General features: G+C 53.8%; 17 protein-coding genes. 10 read left to right on the top strand and 7 right to left on the bottom strand.

Going from position 1 to position 17705, the window contains the following annotated elements:
* The first annotated feature begins 42 nt into the window (after positions 1-42).
* Genes hpaX through LCS67_RS13785 form a run of 3 tightly spaced genes read left to right on the top strand, consistent with a single transcriptional unit; the run spans position 43 to position 3277 of the window.
* The gene (gene hpaX, locus LCS67_RS13795) at positions 43-1419 is read left to right on the top strand and encodes a 4-hydroxyphenylacetate permease (RefSeq protein WP_001285795.1); all 1377 of its coding nucleotides are present in this window, start codon (positions 43-45) and stop codon (positions 1417-1419) included.
* Between the two features lie 9 nt (positions 1420-1428).
* Positions 1429-2325, top strand: coding sequence for a 4-hydroxyphenylacetate catabolism regulatory protein HpaA (gene hpaA, locus LCS67_RS13790; RefSeq protein ID WP_000336602.1), 897 nt, complete (start codon positions 1429-1431; stop codon positions 2323-2325).
* Positions 2326-2338: 13 nt separating this feature from the next.
* Positions 2339-3277, top strand: a complete 939-nt coding sequence (locus LCS67_RS13785) for an MBL fold metallo-hydrolase (RefSeq protein ID WP_000976564.1) — start codon at positions 2339-2341, stop codon at positions 3275-3277.
* 407 nt (positions 3278-3684) lie between these two features.
* Here the strand turns inward: LCS67_RS13785 and LCS67_RS13780 are convergent, their stop codons facing one another.
* The 3 genes from LCS67_RS13780 to cbpA all read right to left on the bottom strand — a co-directional run bounded on the left by LCS67_RS13780 (position 3685) and on the right by cbpA (position 5926).
* Entirely contained in the window at positions 3685-4047 is a 363-nt protein-coding gene (locus tag LCS67_RS13780) for an anti-adapter protein IraM (protein WP_001537781.1), read from the bottom strand.
* A 653-nt stretch (positions 4048-4700) separates the two neighbouring features.
* Positions 4701-5006: a chaperone modulator CbpM gene (cbpM, locus tag LCS67_RS13775; protein ID WP_001284251.1), complete on the bottom strand. Its 306-nt coding sequence runs from the start codon at positions 5004-5006 to the stop codon at positions 4701-4703.
* Positions 5006-5926 carry a curved DNA-binding protein gene (gene cbpA / locus LCS67_RS13770; RefSeq protein WP_000420603.1) on the bottom strand — a complete coding sequence of 307 codons (921 nt, stop codon included), beginning with the start codon at positions 5924-5926 and terminating at the stop codon, positions 5006-5008. The genes cbpM and cbpA overlap by 1 nt, the downstream gene beginning before the upstream one ends.
* Before the next feature lie 235 nt (positions 5927-6161).
* Here cbpA and LCS67_RS13765 point away from each other — a divergent pair, with 235 nt between their 5' ends.
* The 5 genes from LCS67_RS13765 (at position 6162) to agp (ending at position 10949) form a co-directional block, all read left to right on the top strand.
* Positions 6162-6524, top strand: a complete 363-nt coding sequence (locus tag LCS67_RS13765; RefSeq protein WP_001118902.1) for a copper resistance protein — start codon at positions 6162-6164, stop codon at positions 6522-6524.
* A gap of 48 nt (positions 6525-6572) precedes the next feature.
* Entirely contained in the window at positions 6573-8459 is a 1887-nt protein-coding gene (locus LCS67_RS13760; protein ID WP_023213186.1) for a protein-disulfide reductase DsbD family protein, read from the top strand.
* A complete protein-coding gene (locus tag LCS67_RS13755; protein ID WP_000876686.1) occupies positions 8456-9079 on the top strand; it encodes a DsbA family protein in 624 nt (207 codons plus the stop codon). The genes LCS67_RS13760 and LCS67_RS13755 overlap by 4 nt, the downstream gene beginning before the upstream one ends.
* The gene (locus tag LCS67_RS13750; RefSeq protein WP_024797598.1) at positions 9069-9575 is read left to right on the top strand and encodes a protein disulfide oxidoreductase; all 507 of its coding nucleotides are present in this window, start codon (positions 9069-9071) and stop codon (positions 9573-9575) included. The genes LCS67_RS13755 and LCS67_RS13750 overlap by 11 nt, the downstream gene beginning before the upstream one ends.
* 132 nt (positions 9576-9707) lie before the next feature.
* Positions 9708-10949 carry a bifunctional glucose-1-phosphatase/inositol phosphatase gene (gene agp / locus LCS67_RS13745; RefSeq protein WP_000749199.1) on the top strand — a complete coding sequence of 414 codons (1242 nt, stop codon included), beginning with the start codon at positions 9708-9710 and terminating at the stop codon, positions 10947-10949.
* A 33-nt stretch (positions 10950-10982) separates the two neighbouring features.
* Here agp and LCS67_RS13740 read toward each other — a convergent pair whose 3' ends face one another.
* Together LCS67_RS13740 and wrbA are read right to left on the bottom strand one after the other, a co-directional pair.
* The gene (locus tag LCS67_RS13740; RefSeq protein ID WP_100521867.1) at positions 10983-11210 is read right to left on the bottom strand and encodes a YccJ family protein; all 228 of its coding nucleotides are present in this window, start codon (positions 11208-11210) and stop codon (positions 10983-10985) included.
* A gap of 20 nt (positions 11211-11230) precedes the next feature.
* Complete coding sequence (gene wrbA, locus LCS67_RS13735) at positions 11231-11827, bottom strand: NAD(P)H:quinone oxidoreductase (RefSeq protein ID WP_001062898.1); 597 nt, start codon at positions 11825-11827, stop codon at positions 11231-11233.
* 384 nt (positions 11828-12211) lie between these two features.
* Here wrbA and LCS67_RS13730 point away from each other — a divergent pair, with 384 nt between their 5' ends.
* Positions 12212-12379 (top strand): general stress protein, encoded by a 168-nt coding sequence (locus LCS67_RS13730; RefSeq protein WP_001273663.1) that lies wholly within the window; start codon positions 12212-12214, stop codon positions 12377-12379.
* A gap of 136 nt (positions 12380-12515) precedes the next feature.
* On the top strand, positions 12516-13154 hold the full coding sequence (rutR, locus tag LCS67_RS13725) for an HTH-type transcriptional regulator RutR (RefSeq protein WP_000083128.1): 639 nt from the start codon (positions 12516-12518) through the stop codon (positions 13152-13154).
* Here the strand turns inward: rutR and LCS67_RS13720 are convergent.
* Together LCS67_RS13720 and putA are read right to left on the bottom strand one after the other, a co-directional pair.
* Complete coding sequence (locus LCS67_RS13720; protein ID WP_000821064.1) at positions 13151-13546, bottom strand: lysozyme inhibitor LprI family protein; 396 nt, start codon at positions 13544-13546, stop codon at positions 13151-13153. The two genes, rutR and LCS67_RS13720, sit on opposite strands and share 4 nt — an antisense overlap.
* A 58-nt stretch (positions 13547-13604) precedes the next feature.
* Positions 13605-17567 (bottom strand): trifunctional transcriptional regulator/proline dehydrogenase/L-glutamate gamma-semialdehyde dehydrogenase, encoded by a 3963-nt coding sequence (gene putA, locus LCS67_RS13715; protein WP_100521868.1) that lies wholly within the window; start codon positions 17565-17567, stop codon positions 13605-13607.
* Positions 17568-17705 lie beyond the last annotated feature (138 nt).

Raw genomic sequence — 17705 nt, 5'->3', positions numbered from 1 at the left:
CAACCGTAGTACCCTACAAAAATTCCCATCAGAGGAAAAAAAATGAGCGACACATCATCTGCACTTCCGGAAAGCCCCGAGTCTGTCCGTTCGCACAACGCGCTCAGCACGGGTCAACAAACCGTCATAAATAAACTGTTCCGCCGACTGATCGTATTTTTATTCGTGTTGTTTATCTTCTCGTTTTTAGACCGTATCAACATCGGTTTTGCCGGGTTGACGATGGGGCAGGATCTGGGGTTAAGCGCCACCATGTTTGGCCTTGCCACGACGCTGTTTTACGCCACCTACGTCATTTTCGGCATTCCCAGCAACGTGATGTTGAGCATCGTCGGCGCCCGCCGCTGGATTGCGACCATTATGGTGCTATGGGGCATTGCATCTACCGCCACGATGTTCGCGGTGGGACCGAAAAGCCTGTATGTGCTGCGAATGCTGGTGGGCATTACCGAAGCGGGCTTTTTGCCAGGAATATTGCTCTATTTAACCTACTGGTTCCCGGCATTTTTCCGCGCCCGCGCCAATGCATTATTTATGATTGCCATGCCAGCCACTACCGCGTTGGGGTCGATTGTCTCCGGCTATATTTTATCGCTGGACGGCATATTCAATCTGCATGGATGGCAGTGGTTATTCCTGCTGGAGGGATTTCCGTCAGTTTTGTTAGGCATTATGGTCTGGTTTTACCTGGATGATACCCCGGCAAAAGCCAAATGGCTGACGGCAGAGGATAAAAAATGTTTGCAGGAGATGATGGATAATGACCGCCTGACGCTGGTTCAGCCGGAGGGGGCCATCAGCCATAACGCCATGCAGCAGCGTAGTCTGTGGCGCGAAGTATTCACGCCAATTGTACTGATGTATACGCTGGCCTATTTTTGCCTTACCAATACGCTTAGCGCCATTAGTATCTGGACGCCGCAAATCCTGAAAAGTTTTAATGAAGGCAGTAGCAATATCACCATCGGCCTGCTGGCGGCGATCCCGCAGATTTGTACTATTCTGGGCATGATTTACTGGAGCCGCCATTCAGACAAACATCAGGAACGTAAACATCACACGGCGTTGCCATTCCTGTTTGCCGCCGCGGGCTGGCTGCTGGCGTCGGCGACCGACCATAACCTGATCCAGCTCCTGGGGATCGTGATGGCGTCCACGGGTTCCTTTAGCGCGATGGCGATCTTCTGGACCACGCCGGATCAGTCGATCAGTTTACGCGCCAGGGCGATAGGCATTGCGGTCATCAATGCCACCGGCAATATTGGCTCCGCGCTTAGCCCGTTTATGATTGGCTGGCTAAAAGATATCACCGGTAGCTTCAATAGCGGACTCTGGTTTGTCGCTTCTCTGTTAGTCGTCGGCGCCGCCATTATCTGGCTCATTCCCATGAAAGCATCGCGTCCGCGCGCCACCCCTTGAGGAGAAACTATGTGCCAACGTGCGATCGCCAATATTGATATCAGCAAAGAGTATGACGAAAGCATGGGCAGTAACGATGTGCATTATCAGTCGTTTGCTCGTATGGCGGATTTCTTTGGTCGTGATATGCAGGCGCATCGCCACGACCAGTTTTTTCAAATGCACTTTCTTGATACCGGGCAGATTGAGCTACAGCTCGACGATCATCGCTATTCGGTGCAGGCGCCGCTATTTGTGCTTACGCCGCCCTCGGTGCCGCATGCTTTTATTACCGAATCGGATAGCGATGGCCATGTTCTGACGGTACGCGAAGAGCTGGTTTGGCCGCTGCTGGAAGTGCTTTATCCCGGCACCAGAGAGGCCTTCGGCTTGCCGGGGATCTGTCTGTCGCTGGCGGATAAACCCAACGAGCTGGCGGCGCTCAAACATTACTGGCAGCTAATTGAGCGGGAGTCCACGGAACAACTGGCTGGCTGCGAACATACCCTGGTGCTACTGGCGCAGGCGGTATTTACCTTGCTGTTGCGTAATGCGAAGCTGGACGATCACGCCGCAACCGGGATGCGCGGTGAACTGAAACTTTTTCAGCGCTTTACCCTGTTAATTGACAACCACTTCCATCAGCACTGGACGGTGCCCGATTATGCCTGCGAGTTGCATATTACCGAATCTCGTTTGACCGATATTTGCCGACGTTTTGCTAATCGCCCGCCTAAACGCCTGATTTTTGATCGGCAATTACGCGAGGCGAAACGACTGCTGCTTTTTTCCGACAATGCTGTCAACGAGATCGCCTGGCAATTAGGTTTTAAAGATCCGGCTTATTTCGCCCGTTTCTTTAATCGCCTTGCTGGCTGTTCTCCTTCGCAGTTTCGCCAACGTGAAGTTCCCTCTTTTCTCAACTAAGAAGAGTAAAAACATGATGAAAAAAAGCGTCGCTATGCTGGCGGTTTGTATGCTGGCGCAAAGCCACCTTGCCATTGCTGCCGGTACTCCTGCGCCTCAAGAGATCAACATTGTTTTACTGGGCACCAAAGGCGGGCCTTCTTTGCTCAATACAGCCAGACTACCGCAAGCGACGGCGCTCACTATCGGCGATAAAATATGGCTGATAGATGCCGGCTACGGCGCCAGTCTGCAACTGGTGAAAAACGGCATTCCACTGCGCAACATCAATACTATTTTGCTCACCCATCTGCACAGCGACCACATACTGGATTATCCTTCCTTGCTGATGAATGCCTGGGCAAGTGGTCTGAAAGACCATACCATACAGGTGTATGGCCCGCCGGGAACCCAGGCGATGACGAAGGCTAGCTGGAAGGTCTTTGACAGGGATATCACGCTACGCATGGAAGAAGAGGGGAAACCCGATCCGCGCAACCTGGTTAAGGCGACCGATATTAGCCAGGGCGTCATCTATAAAGATGAACTGGTTACAATAAGCGCGCTGAAAGTGCCTCATTCCCCTTTCCCGGACGGTGAAGCGTTTGCTTACCGTTTTGATACCCAGGGTAAGCGAATCGTCTTCTCTGGCGATACGTCCTGGTTTCCGCCGCTTGCAACGTTTGCCCAAGGGGCGGATATCCTGGTACATGAGGCGGTACATGTCCCTTCGGTAGCAAAACTGGCTAATAGTATTGGCAACGGAAAAACGCTGGCTGAAGCGATTGCGTCGCATCACACCACGATTGAAGATGTCGGTAAGATTGCTCGCGAGGCCCACGTGAAAAAACTGGTGTTAAGTCATCTGGTGCCTGCGACGGTTGCGGATGACGTCTGGCAACAGGAAGCCATGAAAAATTACCCGGGCCCTGTCATTGTCGGTCATGACAATATGACGATAAGCGTACCGTAAGTATCAGGGCAGGGGTAAACCCACGGGCTGACATGATGTCAGCCCGTTATGCTTTTGGCGATCAGCATGACGCGCAGAGCTTTTGTCTAAAACATTATTTTTTCTAAACACTACTTGCTGATTTTTATGCACAATAAAGGTAAGATGATTGCTCTGGTGAAATATTACTAAATAAGAATGTCACGGATGGAATTTATACAGTGTTAAAAGCAATGCGTTTCTTTGTCTGCCGGCCATCAGTAATATCCTCTGTACCGGCTCCTCGTTACCAAAGTGAAGGTTAGATTAAACGAATCAAAAAATATCCGAACTGTACAATTTTTATATCAAACATATTTAACTGCAAAATACTGCAAACGTGCGCGAATACACTTAATCAGTAGTATGGCTAATGCATACTTTATTTCCTAAACTTTCTTATTATCTATTTGAATATTTCTGGTTAAACCAAATGGACAAACGGATACCAGACACTCGAAAGGATAACTGCAGGCTTCTGGTTTAGGATTGCAGTTACCAGGACAGTGGCTATTTTCTTTAAGCGATTTCCATAGAACAGGATTAAACCTGGTAACGTTGTAAACAGTAACGGGATAAAGTTTATCGTTTATTAAGACCCCCTTATTAAAGGGGATGATAATGCTACCTGGAGGCATGTAAACATCTGCCTGATACCATAAGGTCAATCTAAGATTTTTTAGGCTATGTATGCATGAGAACGATACTCCGGTAGAGGGACTTATAACTGTATCAACGACCTTCCATTCCATTACAGAAACCTTTTAAGTGAAATAGTCAATGGTGTAAATTACATTTTCCGCAAGCCTATTCAGGATAGATGAAAATCTGAGAAACATAACTCGTTGAAAACGATCGTTTTTTATTGACCACTCTATTTATATTGATTTTTTAATAAGTTATTTATTTTATGCTCTTATTTTGTTTACATTCTATTACATTTTTGTATTTTATACGTGGTGTAAATATTGGGCGGCAGTGGATGTTATAACGCTCAATTATTAAACTGTAAGTGACTGTTGTATTTCTTATTTATAAATACTGCAACCTGTAAGCGCAGCGGTACATTTTACCCGGCATTGACAGGGAGAAGGTACGTATCAACCAGAGAGTACAAAACAGTGAAAGAATATATTCTTCAGGCAATAAATGATCGCTAACGTGTAAAAATAACCGACGTATCTAAAAAATGTGAACTTGTGGCTGGTCTTTATTTAAACGATGATCTTCGCAATGGCGCATTAATGGCTGACATTGGCGGTTCGTTGATCGGGTTGTGCGCGGTGAAAGGCTATATTTCTTCCGTTGGGGGAAGTATGTCAGAGGCATTCTGGTATTATACCGGGTGCATGTAAATCCGGGGTGGGCAGAAAGCCCACCCTCGGTTTATTGCCTTTATCGTAGATTAGGGATGCGAGATAAAGCGAGAAAGGCGTTGCAGCAGTAACCGGTTTTCTTCGCGCAGCCGTGAATTCTCTTCCAGCAGCGTTAACGCGACCGCGATCCCAGGCCAGTCGAGCGCCAGCTCCTCGCGTAAGCGTAGCGCGCGTTGTACCACGCTCGCTGCGCGATCGTCGAATTGCCAGTCGGCGTTATCGTCTTCGTAAGGCTCAATTACGCCAAGTCCGACGATTTCGTTTAGCTCTTCTTCCGTCACTCCGGTGTGCAAACAAAATTCGGTGATGGTAAAGGTGACAGTGATATTAGCCATTATGCTTTCCCCCATTGCTGGCGTGGGTCAAAGGACGACTGCGCGTCCGCCAGTTGTTGCCACAGGGCAGCTGTTTTCTCGTCAGGTTTCGGCGGCATAACGATTTTGATGATGGCATAGAGATCGCCAGTGTGCTTTTTACTGGCTAATCCTTTTCCTTTGATACGCAGCCGCTGACCTGCCTGGCTGCCGGGGGGAATGGTCAGCAAAATACGCTCTTTAAGCGTTGGCACAGACACCTTAGCGCCGAGCGCCGCCTCCCATGGGGCAAGCGGAAGGACGACTTCCAGATCCTGATTGACGATATCAAAGAGCGGATGCGGGGCAATATGGATAACGAGCCATAAATCGCCATTAGGTCCGCCGTTTTCCCCCGGCGTGCCCTGGCCTTTCAGTCTGATTCGTTGCCCGTTGCTGACGCCAGCCGGGATTTTCACATTCAATGTTTTGGGAATTTCCCGCTCCACCAGACCGAACGCGTTATAAACGGGGACGGAATAGCTAATCGTACGCTGGTGCTCTTCCAGCGTTTCTTCCAGGAATACCGCCACTTCAATTTCGATATCATGACCGCGTGCGGCGTGGCGGTGGTGCGAATGGCGACCGTGCTGACCAAAAATAGACGAGAAAATATCATCAAAATCTTCGGCGTTATACGGTTGGCCTTCGTGTTGCTGGAACTGGCGATTAAATTGTGGATCGTTACGGTGTTGCCATAACTGGTCATACTCGGCGCGCCGTTGCTCATCACTCAGCACTTCCCATGCTTCAGCAACCTCTTTGAAACGGGCTTCGGCATCGGGTTCTTTGCTGACATCTGGATGGTACTTGCGGGCCAGTCGGCGATAGGCGGTCTTAATCGTCTTGAGATCGTCCGTCGGTTTCACGCCCATAATGGCGTAATAATCCTTAAGTTCCATAGCATCATCTCGCTAAATCAATACATACAGAAGGGACCCCAAAAAGGTTTCTCCACTAAGTGTAGGGTAAACCTGAAAAGTGCGTATGAAAACACCAGTTATATCATTAGTAAGAATAAATTACGTTGTTCGACTATCAGAAGGTTGCGCAGCGCGCCGACATAACTTTACAGGGGAAAGGTTGCCAAAACCGCGCCAGTGGCTAAGATAACTCGCGTTAAACAGTGAGGGCGCAATGGCGAAACAACAACGGATGGGCTGGTGGTTTCTTTGCCTTGCATGTGTCGTGGTAATGGTTTGTACCGCGCAACGCATGGCGGGCCTGCACGCCTTGCAGATGCAGGCGACGGCCTCTGCTGCGGTGGTCAGCGCTCCCTCTTCGACAGATGACGGCTCGCCGGTCACTCCCTGTGAATTAAGCGCCAAGTCGCTGCTGGCGGCGCCTCCGGTACTCTTTGAAGGCGCTATCCTTGCGCTTTGTCTACTGCTTTCCTTACTGGCGCCTGTCCGGGTCATGCGCCTGCCGTTTTCGCCTCCACGGGCTATTTCGCCGCCCACATTACGGGTACATCTACGATTTTGTGTCTTCCGTGAATGACAGACCGGTTATTGCTAACGGTTACTTACTCATTCACGGAGAAAAAATATGATGATTTTGTTCAGGCGGATACTGTTCTGCCTGTTATGGCTTTGGCTGCCCGTCTCCTGGGCGGCGGAAAGCGGCTGGCTGCGTTCGCCCGATAACGACCATGCCAGCATACGGCTACGTGCCGATACGTCCGCTAACGGTGAGACCCGGCTGTTGCTGGATGTCAAACTGGAAAACGGCTGGAAAACCTACTGGCGCGCGCCGGGGGAAGGGGGCGTGGCGCCCTCTATCGCCTGGAAAGCCGACATGCCTGAGGTAAGCTGGTTCTGGCCAACCCCCTCGCGCTTTGATGTGGCGAATATCACCACCCAGGGATATCACGACGAGGTGACCTTTCCGATGATCGTGCGCGGTACGCCGCCGGCGACCTTGAGCGGCGTGTTGACGTTATCAACCTGCAGCAATGTTTGTCTGTTGACCGATTACCCCTTTTCCGTGACGCCCACTGTGCAGAATGCCGATTTTGCCCATGACTATGCGCGGGCGATGGGTAAAGTTCCACTCCGCAGTGGGCTAACGGACTCGCTTGAAGTCGGCTATCGCCCGGGAGAACTGGTGGTCACTGCTACGCGAGCGGCGGGCTGGTCATCGCCCGGGCTCTATCTTGACACCATAGATGACGTCGATTTTGCGAAGCCTCGCCTGCGCGTAGAGGGCGACAGGTTACAGGCGACGGTGCCGGTGACGGACAGTTGGGGCGAAAAGGCGCCCGATTTGCGCAACAAATCGCTGACCCTCGTGTTAGCCGATGGCGCTATCGCCCAGGAGAGCACGCAAACCATTGGCGCTGCGCCAGCGCAAACGCCGGACAATGCGGCGCTACCTTTCTGGCAAGTTGTAATGATGGCGCTGATCGGCGGACTGATTCTTAATTTAATGCCCTGCGTGCTGCCGGTTCTGGGCATGAAACTTGGCTCTATTTTATTGGTAGAGGAAAAAAGCCGCTCTCACATCAGGCGACAATTTTTGGCTTCGGTCGCCGGTATCATTGCGTCATTTATGGCGCTGGCGGCGTTTATGACCCTCCTTCGCCTGTCAAACCATGCGCTGGCCTGGGGAGTCCAGTTCCAGAATGCATGGTTTATTGGTTTTATGGCTCTGGTGATGTTGTTGTTTAGCGCCAGCCTGTTCGGGCTTTTTGAGTTCAGGCTTCCCTCATCTATAACCACGAAACTGGCCACTTACGGCGGTAACGGTATGTCGGGACATTTCTGGCAGGGGGCGTTCGCCACGCTGCTGGCGACGCCTTGTAGCGCGCCGTTTCTGGGCACGGCGGTGGCAGTGGCGCTCACGGCGTCGCTGCCGACGCTGTGGGGGCTGTTCCTTGCGCTTGGCCTGGGAATGAGCGCGCCGTGGCTACTGGTCGCGCTACGACCAGGGCTTGCGCTACGTTTACCGCGCCCCGGGCGTTGGATGAATGTCCTGCGCAGGATCCTCGGTCTGATGATGCTGGGATCGGCTATCTGGCTGGCGACGTTACTCCTGCCGCATTTCGGCTTCACTGCGTCAAAGAGCGCGCAAGACACGGTTCAGTGGCAACCGTTGAGTGAACAGGCAATCCAGTCGGCGCTGGCGCAGCATAAGCGGGTATTTGTCGATGTCACTGCGGACTGGTGTATTACCTGTAAAGTGAATAAATACAACGTTCTGCAAAAAGAGGATGTGCAGGCCGCCTTGCAACAGCCGGATGTTGTGGCGCTGCGGGGAGACTGGACGCTGCCGTCCGATGCCATTACAGATTTTCTGAAAACGCGCGGCCAGGTCGCCGTGCCGTTTAATCAGGTATATGGCCCCGGCTTGCCGGAAGGGGAGGCATTGCCCACTTTGCTGACCCGCGATGCGGTATTACAAACGTTGAAAAAAGCGAAAGGAATAACCCAATGAAATACATGATTGTTTTACTGCTGGCGCTGTTTTCGACGCTGAGCATCGCGCAAGAAACCGCTCCTTTTACGCCGGATCAGGAAAAGCAGATTGAAAATCTGATCCATGCGGCGTTGTTTAACGATCCTGCCAGCCCGCGGATAGGCGCTAAACACCCTAAGCTGACGCTGGTGAACTTTACGGATTACAACTGCCCGTACTGCAAACAGCTCGATCCGATGCTGGAAAAGATTGTGCAGAAATATCCTGACGTTGCGGTCATTATTAAACCGCTGCCATTCAAAGGCGAGAGTTCCATACTGGCGGCGCGTATTGTGCTGACCACCTGGCGCGAGCATCCGCAACAGTTCCTCGCGCTACATGAAAAACTCATGCAAAAGCGCGGTTACCATACGGATGACAGTATTAAACAGGCCCAGCAGAAAGCAGGGGCTACGCCAGTGACGCTGGATGAAAAAAGCATGGAAACGATACGCACTAATTTGCAGTTGGCAAGGCTGGTCGGCGTGCAAGGAACGCCAGCGACGATCATTGGCGACGAGCTGATTCCGGGCGCAGTGCCCTGGGATACGCTGGAAGCGGTGGTGAAAGAAAAACTGGCGGCTGCCAATGGCGGGTAAACTGCGGCGTTGGCTGCGTGAAGCCGCGGTTTTTCTGGCGCTCCTCATCGCGATAATGGTGGTCACGGACGTCTGGCGCGCGCCGCAGGCGCCTCCGGCGTTTGCCACGACACCGTTACGTACGCTGACGGGAGAGTCGACAACTCTGGCGACATTGAGCGAAGAACGCCCCGTACTGCTCTATTTTTGGGCCAGCTGGTGCGGGGTATGCCGCTTTACTACGCCTGCGGTCGCTCGCCTGGCGGCGGAAGGGGAAAACGTCATGACCGTTGCGCTCCGCTCCGGCGATGACGCTGAGGTTGCCCGCTGGCTGGCGCGCAAGGGCGTTGACTTCCCGGTCATCAATGATGCTAACGGCGCCTTATCCGCTGGATGGGAAATCAGCGTGACGCCAACGCTGGTGGTGGTTTCACAAGGTCGGGTTGTGTTCACCACCAGCGGCTGGACCAGCTATTGGGGCATGAAGCTTCGGCTGTGGTGGGCAAAAACGTTCTGAATATGCGCCGGGGTTTCCCGGCGCTAACGCGTTTACTGTAAGAAAAACCCCCGTTTTGCGAAATCGTTCCCGGAAAAATGATCCATTTCTGTCACACTCAGAACGATTTGATAACAACAAGAGGTCATAGGGATGAAAAAATCATTACTCGCTGTTGCTGTGGCAGGGGCTGTTTTGTTGTCATCCGCCGTACAGGCGCAGACAACGCCGGAGGGTTATCAATTACAACAGGTGCTGATGATGAGCCGCCATAATCTGCGGGCGCCGCTGGCGAATAATGGCAGCGTACTGGCGCAGTCGACGCCGAACGCCTGGCCGGCGTGGGACGTTCCCGGTGGGCAACTGACGACGAAAGGCGGCGTGCTGGAAGTCTATATGGGACACTACACACGTGAATGGCTGGTCGCGCAGGGGCTGATACCGTCGGGAGAATGTCCGGCGCCCGACACGGTATATGCCTATGCGAATAGTTTGCAGCGCACCGTCGCCACCGCGCAATTTTTCATTACCGGCGCTTTCCCCGGCTGTGATATTCCTGTTCATCATCAGGAAAAAATGGGCACTATGGACCCTACCTTCAATCCAGTAATTACCGATGATTCCGCCGCGTTCCGGCAACAGGCCGTACAGGCGATGGAAAAGGCGCGTAGTCAGCTACATCTTGATGAGAGTTATAAACTGCTTGAGCAGATAACGCATTATCAGGACTCGCCGTCCTGCAAAGAGAAGCATCAGTGTTCGCTAATCGACGCGAAAGATATCTTCAGCGCGAACTATCAGCAAGAGCCTGGCGTGCAGGGGCCGCTGAAAGTAGGGAACTCGCTGGTGGATGCGTTTACCCTGCAATATTACGAAGGGTTTCCGATGGATCAGGTCGCCTGGGGCGGGATCCACACCGAGCGGCAGTGGAAGGTGCTGTCAAAACTGAAAAACGGCTATCAGGACAGCCTGTTTACCTCACCCACGGTGGCGCGCAATGTCGCTGCGCCGCTGGTGAAATATATCGATAAGGTGCTGGTTGCCGATCGCGTTAGCGCGCCGAAGGTGACCGTGCTGGTGGGGCATGATTCCAATATCGCGTCGCTGCTGACGGCGCTGGATTTTAAACCCTATCAGCTCCATGACCAGTATGAGAGAACGCCGATTGGCGGCCAGCTTGTCTTCCAACGCTGGCATGACGGCAACGCTAACCGGGATTTGATGAAAATCGAGTATGTCTACCAGAGCGCCCGGCAGTTACGTAACGCGGAAGCATTAACGCTCAAATCGCCCGCGCAAAGGGTAACGCTGGAACTGAAAGGATGTCCGGTGGATGCGAACGGCTTCTGTCCGCTGGATAAGTTCGATAACGTCATGAACACTGCCGCAAAATAGCCGTATGCCCCCGCGCAGGCGGGGGCGTTTGTGTTATACGTTCTTACGTTCGATGATTTGTTCGCCCCAGAAGAGCGAGTCTTTGTCCGTTTTCTCAAAGGCTTTGCTCAGCACCTCATCGCTACCTTCTTCCCATATTTTTTCTGCCAGTTTCTCGTCATAGTGAGCGACTTCAAAAATGGCTTCGGCAATTTCCGGCGACGTATTACGCAGGCTTGCCCATTCGCCGACGCGGTGCGCTTTTGCTTCTTGAGTTGGCATTCGAATCCTCCTGTTGAAGATTAGCCGTTGAGTTTGACTGCCAGACCGGCGACGTATTCCCCCTGATAGCGAGCGATAGAGAGTTCCTCCTGGCTTGGTTGACGTGAACCGTCGCCTCCGGCGATAGTCGTTGCGCCGTAAGGCGTGCCGCCGCGAACCTGGGAGACGTCAAACAGTTCCTGTGCGGCATAGCCTATCGGGACAATCACCATCCCATGATGGGCAAGCGTAGTCCAGGTCGAGGTGATGGTCTGCTCCTGGCCGCCGCCCGTTCCGGTAGAACTAAACACGCTGCCGAGCTTGCCGTATAGCGCGCCGGATGCCCACAGTCCGCCGGTTTGGTCCAGGAAGGTACGCATCTGGCCTGACATATTGCCAAACCGGGTTGGCGTACCAAAAATAATGGCATCGTAATCCGCCAGCTCCTGTGGGGTGGCAACCGGTGCGTTTTGCGTTTTACCGCCAGCTTTTGCGAAGATTTCAGGCGGCATTGTTTCTGGCACACGCTTTATAATGACCTCTGCGCCGTCGACTTTCTTTGCCCCTTCCGCCACCGCGTGCGCCATGGTTTCAATGTGTCCGTACATGGAATAATAGAGCACCAGGATCTTTGCCATTTGTACTACTCCTCAGATTAATCAGGTGTGTAGCGATTCGCTACGTCTATTTAAAGATATGCCCTCCTGTGAAGAGTGCAAATTTCAGCGCCATTTCTTTGATTTATAACAATAATTAATTTGGCGACCTTTGTTGCAAAATGATACATTTTTAAGCGCTTTGATTTTCCCAAATATAAGAATAACTTATTTATTTCTTATTGTTATTATTCTGCGTATTCGGCTTCCGATGTTGCAGAATATTTCGGTAAGCGGCCTACCACGGCGTTTTTCACTATGCTTAATGTTACGCGGCGTTACTGATGATATCGTTCATACGCTGCGCGAGGAGATACTCCTCATTACCTATGCAATATGATGTCTAATCTATGACGGAGGTCAGTAATGGCAAACCATCGTGGCGGTTCCGGTAATTTTGCGGAAGACCGCGAAAGAGCATCAGAAGCAGGTCGTAAAGGTGGTCAGCACAGCGGGGGCAATTTTAAGAATGACCCGCAGCGTGCATCCGAAGCAGGCAAAAAAGGGGGCAAAAGCAGTAACCGTAATAGCTAGCCTGCGTCACAACAGCAAGACGCTGAGCGTTTCGCGCTAAAAAGCGTCATGCGCCACCGCCGCCGGATTTCCGGCGGTTTTTTTGTTTATAAGCCGGATTTGGTATGCTTGCGTCCTGACGAAAAGGAGAGGGCGCATGTCGCAACGCACAGAGAAAAAAATCGGGAAACGCTCGCAGGCCACCGGTGCAAAACGGCAGCTTATCTTAACCGCCGCGCTTGCTGTTTTTTCCCAGTATGGCATTCATGGCGCGCGTCTTGAGCAGGTCGCCGAGCGGGCTGGCGTCTCCAAAACCAATCTGCTTTATTATTATCCCTCGAAAGAGGCGCTGTATGTCGCGGTAATGCGACAGATCCTGGATGTCTGGCTGGCGCCGCTCAAGGCGTTTCGCGCAGAATTTTCCCCTCTGGAGGCCATCAAAGAGTATATCCGTCTCAAGCTGGAAGTTTCGCGTGATTATCCGCAGGCGTCGCGGCTCTTCTGCATGGAGATGCTGGCGGGCGCGCCGCTCTTAATGGAGGAACTGACCGGCGATCTAAAAGCGTTGATAGATGAAAAATCCGCGCTGATTGCCGGATGGGTGCACAGCGGGAAACTGGCGCCCGTCTCCCCGCACCATTTGATCTTCATGATTTGGGCCGCCACGCAACATTACGCCGATTTTGCCCCTCAGGTTGAGGCGGTAACCGGCGCGACGCTTCGCGATGAAGCCTTTTTCAACCAAACGGTCGAAAGCGTTCAGCGCATTATTATTGAAGGGATTCGCGTGCGTTAACCGGCTGGCGGCAGTGGGCAGCTCAAATCCCCCTCTTCACATTGCAGCAGCGAGGCTAAAAACGCTTCGCGTTCGTTCGTTTTATCGGTCAGGCACTGGCTGGCGATCATGGGTTGCACGCTGCCGCCCTCCGTACCTGAACGAATCAGAGCGCAATCGGCGTCGCGCAGGGCAATCCATGCCACCTGCGCTTTTTGCAACAGCTCGCGCTGCGGCGGTTGCGCACGCTTAAGCGCGCTTTGATAGGTTTCGTTCAGCTTTTTATCTGCCGCCTGGTATTGCGCGGCGGCGCAGCGATTCATTTCCAGCTGCGTACTGGCGCTGGCACACTCATCAGCCAACGCCTGACTGCTGAACAACAACGCCGCGCAGGTAAGGAAAATTCGTTTCATACGCTCCTCTGACGCGAGTAAAAAGGCTCCATTGACGGAGCCTTAATTAACCACAGTATTAGCCAATTGTCATCAGGCTGGCATTACCGCCAGCGGCGGCAGTGTTTACGCTCAGCGAACGTTCAATATAGAGCCGTTCCAGCAGTATATTGCTTTCGCCGCGGGCGAACCCCTGTACCGACACTATCGCGCCTTCGCGGGCGGCGACGGCTTCGCACACGGTTCGCAGCTTGTCGGAGTCGCCGTGGAAAATCACCGCGTCAAACGGCTGCGCCATCAGCGTTTCCGCTTTCGCAAACTGGACACGCGCCGCGACGGCGGCGGGGAGACGTTTCGCCAGATCGCGGTGGAAGGCGTCGTCTGACCATAGCGCCTGACTGCCGACGGCGAGAACGGCGGCAAGCTGTGTCAGCGCATCCTGTTCATCATCAGCCAGGCATAACACCCGTTCACGCGGCAATAGCGTCCAGGTATTACGCTCGCCGGTCGGTCCCGGTAGCAGGCGCTGCGTGCCGGCCTGCGCCAGATCGGCGAATTGTCGGCAGAGCGTCTGTAGCGCCGGGCGATCCGCCGCCCATTGCGTCAGGGCGGTCAACGGCGCGAGTAGCGTGGTTTTAAGCTGCGCATCCACCGGGTAGCGCGCATCCTGACGAGTCAGCGTCGTATTGAGAGCATTGGGCGGGCGGTGTGCCAGCAGGCGGTAGAGATAGAGTGGCCCCCCCGCTTTTGGCCCGGTACCGGACAGGCCTTCGCCGCCAAACGGCTGGACGCCGACAACCGCGCCCACCATATTACGGTTAACGTACAGGTTGCCGACATGGGCGGAACCGGTGACTTGCGCAATGGTTTCATCAATACGGGTATGTACGCCCAGCGTTAGCCCGTAGCCGGAAGCGTTAATCTGTTCGATAAGCTCCGCCAGTTGGTTACGGTTATAACGCACGACATGCAGCACGGGCCCGAAGACCTCTTTTTCCAGTTCTGCGAGGTTTTCCAGCTCAATAAGCGTGGGCATAACAAACGTACCGGTCTGCCATTCTTGCGCATCATCGCTGTTTTCACGCGCGGCCTGGAAAACCGGGCGGCCTTTGGCGCGCATCGTCTGGATGTGACGCTCGATGTTGGCTTTGGCCTCGCTATCAATCACCGGCCCGATATCGGTCGTCAGACGGCCTGGATTCCCCATCCGACACTCCGCCATCGCGCCGCGTAACATTTTCAGCGTATGTTCGGCGATATCGTCCTGCAAACACAGCACGCGGAGCGCGGAACAGCGTTGTCCGGCGCTGTCGAAAGCGGAAGCCAGCACATCCACGACCACCTGCTCGGTGAGCGCGGAAGAGTCGACAATCATAGCGTTCATACCGCCGGTTTCCGCAATCAACGGAATAGGGCGGCCCTGGGCGTCAAGACGCGTGGCGATGTTGCGCTGCAACAACGTCGCGACCTCCGTGGAACCGGTAAACATCACGCCGCGTACACGCGCATCGGCGGTAAGCTGGGCGCCGACGGTTTCTCCCCGTCCCGGCAACAGTTGCACGACGCCCGGTGGTACGCCCGCTTCCAGCAAAATGGCAATGCCCTGGGCGGCAATCAGCGATGTCTGCTCTGCCGGTTTCGCCAGAACGCTGTTACCTGCCGCCAGCGCGGCGGCGATTTGGCCGGTGAAAATGGCCAGCGGGAAGTTCCACGGACTGATACAGACCACCGGCCCTAACGGGCGATGCGTTTCGTTATCGAAATCGTCACGCACTTGACCGGCATAATAATGGAGGAAGTCTACCGCTTCGCGCACTTCGGCAATGGCGTTGCTGAACGTTTTCCCCGCTTCGCGCACCAACAGGCCAATCAACTGCTGCATTTGGTCTTCCATCAATACCGCCGCCCGCTGCAAAATGGCGGCGCGTTCTTGCGGCGGCGTCGCAAACCAAACCGGCGCCTGATTGACCGCGTTTTGCAATGCCTGTTCAACCTCGCTTTCTGTCGCTTCGCGTCCCCAGCCGACAATATCTTTCGGTTCCGCCGGGTTGATAACCGGCGTCATCTCACCGTCGGCCACCGGTTGTTCCAGCACAGGTTTGGCCTGCCATTTCTGCATGGCGTTGCTTAACAGGGCAGAAGAAAGCGAGGCGAGGCGATGTTCATTCGCTAAATCAAGTCCGGCGGAGTTTATCCGACCTTCGCCGTACAGATCGCGCGGCAGCGGAATTTTCGGATGCGGTATGCCAGCCTGACCTTCCTGCTGCGCCAGTTTTTCCACGGCCTCGACCGGGTCGGCCACCAGTTCATCGAGCGGTAGGGTGGCATCGGCGATGCGGTTGACAAAAGAGGTGTTGGCGCCGTTTTCCAGCAGGCGTCGTACCAGATAGGCCAGCAGGGTTTCGTGCGTTCCCACCGGCGCGTAAATACGGCAGGGACGGTTAAGTTTTCCGTCCGCCACTTTACCGGTGACCTGTTCATACAGCGGTTCGCCCATGCCGTGTAGGCACTGGAATTCGTACTGACCCGGATAGTAATTTTGCCCGGCCAGATGATAAATCGCCGCCAGTGTGTGTGCGTTATGGGTCGCGAACTGCGGGTAGATCAGATTAGGGACGGCGAGCAGTTTTTTCGCGCAGGCCAGATAAGAGACATCGGTATACACTTTGCGGGTATAAACCGGATAGCCCTCCAGCCCTTCCATTTGCGCGCGTTTGATCTCGCTATCCCAGTAGGCGCCTTTCACCAGACGAATCATCAGCCGACGGCGGCTACGGGAGGCCAGATCGACTAAATAATCAATGACCAGCGGGCAGCGTTTCTGGTAAGCCTGGATCACAAAGCCAATGCCGTTCCAGCCCGCCAGTTCGGGTTCGAAGTAGAGTTTTTCCAGCAGATCGAGCGAGATCTCCAGACGATCCGCCTCTTCGGCGTCGATATTGAGACCGATATCATACTGGCGCGCCAGCAGCGTCAGGGATTTCAGGCGCGGATAAAGCTCCTCCATTACCCGATCGTATTGCGCGCGACTATAGCGTGGATGCAGGGCGGACAGCTTAATCGAGATGCCTGGCCCTTCGTAAATACCGCGACCGTTAGACGCTTTGCCGATGGCATGAATCGCTTGCTGGTAAGAAACCATATAGGCCTGCGCATCGGCGGCGGTTAACGCGGCTTCGCCCAGCATATCGTAAGAATAGCGGAACCCTTTCTCTTCCAGTTTTCGGGCATTCGCCAGCGCCTGAGCAATGGTTTCGCCAGTCACAAACTGCTCGCCCATTAAACGCATCGCCATGTCGACGCCTTTGCGGATTAACGGTTCGCCGCTCTTGCCGATAATGCGGTTCAGCGAGCGCGAAAGATTGGCTTCGTTATGCGTTGAGACCAGGCGACCGGTAAAGAGCAGCCCCCAGGTGGCGGCGTTTACAAACAGCGACGGGCTACGGCCAATATGCGACTGCCAGTTGCCATTACTGATTTTGTCGCGAATTAACGCATCGCGCGTAGCTTTGTCGGGAATACGCAGCAGCGCTTCCGCCAGACACATCAGCGCAACGCCTTCTTGCGAAGAGAGGGAAAACTCCTGCAACAGGCCTTGTACCATACCCGCGCGACCGCTGGCGGATTTTTGATTGCGCAATTTCTCCGCCAGTTGATACGCCAGTTTATGCGCCTGCTCAGCGACAGGCGGCGACAGGCGCGCCTGTTCCACTAGCATTGACACCGCATCGGTTTCCGGGCGGCGCCAGGCGGCAGTGATGGCGGCGCGAGAGACGGATTGGGGAAGAATCTGTTCGGCAAACTCCAGAAAGGGCTGATGCGGCTCATCCTGCGGCGCGACCGGCTCCTCGCTTTCATTTGCCGCGCCGGCAAACAGCGCAGGTAGCTCCGGTAGCGTATCGCTATTTTCCAGCTTGTCCAGATAGCTAAAGATTGCCTGTTTTATTAACCAGTGCGGCGTGCGATCGATACGCGAGGCGGCCATTTTGATCCGTTCGCGCGTGGCGTCGTCCAGCTTAACCCCCATCGTGGTGGTTCCCATACCCTCTACTCCTGTTATTCGCTCTATCTGCTAACCAATAGTTAGCGGAAAATATCCACCATGTTGCAACTTTGTGCAACCGCGTTAAATGTGACCTGCGTTGCAAGCTTAAAAATGAATAAATTGTTAAAAAAAGAA

This window comes from Salmonella sp. A7 (genome assembly GCF_020181675.1).
Classification (GTDB): Bacteria; Pseudomonadota; Gammaproteobacteria; order Enterobacterales; family Enterobacteriaceae; genus Salmonella; species Salmonella enterica.
The sequence above is the reverse complement of the archived record's forward strand: the minus strand, read 5'-3'. Positions and strand labels throughout refer to the sequence as shown.

Coding starts and splice junctions, on each gene's coding strand:
- hpaA (WP_000336602.1), top strand. CDS start 1,429: ATGTGCCAACGTGCGATCGCCAATATTGATATCAGCAAAGAGTATGAC.
- LCS67_RS13730 (WP_001273663.1), top strand. CDS start 12,212: ATGGCAAACCATCGTGGCGGTTCCGGTAATTTTGCGGAAGACCGCGAA.
- agp (WP_000749199.1), top strand. CDS start 9,708: ATGAAAAAATCATTACTCGCTGTTGCTGTGGCAGGGGCTGTTTTGTTG.
- rutR (WP_000083128.1), top strand. CDS start 12,516: ATGTCGCAACGCACAGAGAAAAAAATCGGGAAACGCTCGCAGGCCACC.
- LCS67_RS13785 (WP_000976564.1), top strand. CDS start 2,339: ATGATGAAAAAAAGCGTCGCTATGCTGGCGGTTTGTATGCTGGCGCAA.
- cbpM (WP_001284251.1), bottom strand. CDS start 5,006: ATGGCTAATATCACTGTCACCTTTACCATCACCGAATTTTGTTTGCAC.
- putA (WP_100521868.1), bottom strand. CDS start 17,567: ATGGGAACCACCACGATGGGGGTTAAGCTGGACGACGCCACGCGCGAA.
- hpaX (WP_001285795.1), top strand. CDS start 43: ATGAGCGACACATCATCTGCACTTCCGGAAAGCCCCGAGTCTGTCCGT.
- LCS67_RS13750 (WP_024797598.1), top strand. CDS start 9,069: ATGGCGGGTAAACTGCGGCGTTGGCTGCGTGAAGCCGCGGTTTTTCTG.
- wrbA (WP_001062898.1), bottom strand. CDS start 11,827: ATGGCAAAGATCCTGGTGCTCTATTATTCCATGTACGGACACATTGAA.
- cbpA (WP_000420603.1), bottom strand. CDS start 5,926: ATGGAACTTAAGGATTATTACGCCATTATGGGCGTGAAACCGACGGAC.
- LCS67_RS13755 (WP_000876686.1), top strand. CDS start 8,456: ATGAAATACATGATTGTTTTACTGCTGGCGCTGTTTTCGACGCTGAGC.
- LCS67_RS13765 (WP_001118902.1), top strand. CDS start 6,162: ATGGCGAAACAACAACGGATGGGCTGGTGGTTTCTTTGCCTTGCATGT.
- LCS67_RS13720 (WP_000821064.1), bottom strand. CDS start 13,546: ATGAAACGAATTTTCCTTACCTGCGCGGCGTTGTTGTTCAGCAGTCAG.
- LCS67_RS13760 (WP_023213186.1), top strand. CDS start 6,573: ATGATGATTTTGTTCAGGCGGATACTGTTCTGCCTGTTATGGCTTTGG.
- LCS67_RS13740 (WP_100521867.1), bottom strand. CDS start 11,210: ATGCCAACTCAAGAAGCAAAAGCGCACCGCGTCGGCGAATGGGCAAGC.
- LCS67_RS13780 (WP_001537781.1), bottom strand. CDS start 4,047: ATGGAATGGAAGGTCGTTGATACAGTTATAAGTCCCTCTACCGGAGTA.